Annotated in this window: 2 protein-coding genes; one reads left to right on the forward strand and one right to left on the reverse strand. The window is 57.5% G+C overall.

The genetic code is table 11. The annotated features are described in order from the left end of the window. On the forward strand, positions 1 to 519 hold a 519-nt coding region (locus HT737_RS13305), incomplete at its 5' end, for a HipA domain-containing protein (RefSeq protein WP_182402813.1). 81 nt (positions 520 to 600) lie between these two features. Here the strand turns inward: HT737_RS13305 and fba are convergent. Then, positions 601 to 1,665 (reverse strand): class II fructose-bisphosphate aldolase, encoded by a 1,065-nt coding sequence (gene fba / locus HT737_RS13310; protein ID WP_003229012.1) that lies wholly within the window; start codon positions 1,663 to 1,665, stop codon positions 601 to 603. Positions 1,666 to 1,882 lie beyond the last annotated feature (217 nt).

Consider the following 1,882-nt stretch of genomic DNA (forward strand, 5'->3'; position numbering starts at 1 on the left):
CCCCGATTCGGTTTTGAAGACATGGCCGTGTTGATGGGGCTGTCGGCCACTCAGAAGTACAGCAAAAGTTATGCAGCCATCGCGAAGGCAGTTCGAGTATTTTGTCCGGCGATACATTTGCGCACGTCCCTCGATCAACTCTTCGATAGCGTTGCCCTGAGTTGCATCGTCGGAAATGGCGACGCTCATTTGAAGAATTTCGGCTTGCTCTATTCCGAACCGACGCAACGGGATGCACGCTTGGCTCCGGCTTATGACATCGTCAATACCACGGCCTATATCCCGGAAGATGTTTTGGCGCTGGATCTGGCGGGTAACAAGTCAATGTTCGCTTCACGACAAGGATTGCTGGAGTTTGCTCATACCTGTGAAATCGAGAAGCCCAGCGAGCGCATTCAGAAGTTGCTCATCTCTGTTGAGAAGGTGCTCAAGCGCCATTCTCAGTATCGGGAACAGGCGCCTCACGTGTTCACTGCCATCAAGCAATCAGCAGCGCCATTTGCTCTGACTTTTGGATAGTTACACTGCACGCAGATATTGCAGCCCACAAAAAACCCGCCTTACGGCGGGTTTCTTGTATCAGCGGTTCAAAGCTAAGGCTTAGTTAACCTTCGCGTTCAACTCACCCTTCAAATACCGCTGGAACATCGCTTCCAGCGAGATCGGCTTGATCTTCGAAGCATTACCGGCAGTGCCAAACGCTTCATAACGAGCGATGCACACATCACGCATTGCCGTCACGGTCGCGCCGAAGAATTTACGCGGGTCGAATTCGCTCGGGTTGGTGGCCATCAGACGACGCATGGCGCCGGTGGACGCCAGACGCAGGTCGGTGTCGATGTTGACCTTGCGCACGCCGTACTTGATGCCTTCGACGATTTCTTCAACCGGTACGCCGTAGGTTTCTTTGATGTCGCCGCCGTACTGGTTGATGATCGCCAGCCACTCCTGCGGAACCGACGAGGAACCGTGCATCACCAGGTGGGTGTTCGGGATGCGCTTGTGGATTTCCTTGATGCGGTCGATCGCCAGTACGTCACCGGTAGGTGGCTTGGTGAACTTGTAGGCGCCGTGGCTGGTGCCGATGGCGATGGCCAGGGCATCGACCTGAGTCTTCTTGACGAAGTCAGCGGCTTCTTCCGGGTCGGTCAGCATCTGGCTGTGATCCAGAACGCCTTCAGCGCCGATGCCGTCTTCTTCACCGGCCATGCCGGTTTCCAGCGAACCCAGGCAGCCCAGCTCGCCTTCAACCGAAACGCCGCAGGCGTGAGCCATGGCGACGGTTTGTTGGGTCACGCGGACGTTGTATTCGTAGTCGGTCGGCGTCTTGCCGTCTTCGCCGAGGGAGCCGTCCATCATCACCGAGCTGAAGCCCAGTTGAATCGAGCGCTGGCAGACGTCAGGGCTGGTGCCGTGGTCCTGGTGCATGCACACCGGGATGTGCGGGAACTCTTCGATCGCGGCCAGGATCAGGTGACGCAGGAATGGCGCGCCGGCGTATTTGCGAGCGCCGGCCGAAGCCTGGACGATCACCGGGGAGTCAGTCTTGTCAGCGGCTTCCATGATGGCGCGCATCTGCTCAAGGTTGTTGACGTTGAAGGCTGGAACGCCGTAGCCGAACTCGGCTGCGTGGTCCAGCATCTGGCGCATGCTGATAAGTGCCATTGTGTGTGTCTCTCCCGGTTGAGGGTCGTTAATCGTGCCAGCCTGCCGGAGCGGCGGCGGCTATTCAAGTGATTGCAGATCGGGGGTTGAGGCCCGGTCTGGTGATTCGATAAAGCAAAATCCTGAGAACTGCACAGATCCCCTGTGGGAGCGAGCCTGCTCGCGAAAGCAATCTCGCAGTCGTTGATGCAGTGCCTGTCAGACCGCTTTCGCGAGC

This window comes from Pseudomonas sp. MD195_PC81_125 (assembly GCF_014060985.1).
Lineage (GTDB): Bacteria > Pseudomonadota > Gammaproteobacteria > Pseudomonadales > Pseudomonadaceae > Aquipseudomonas > Aquipseudomonas parakoreensis.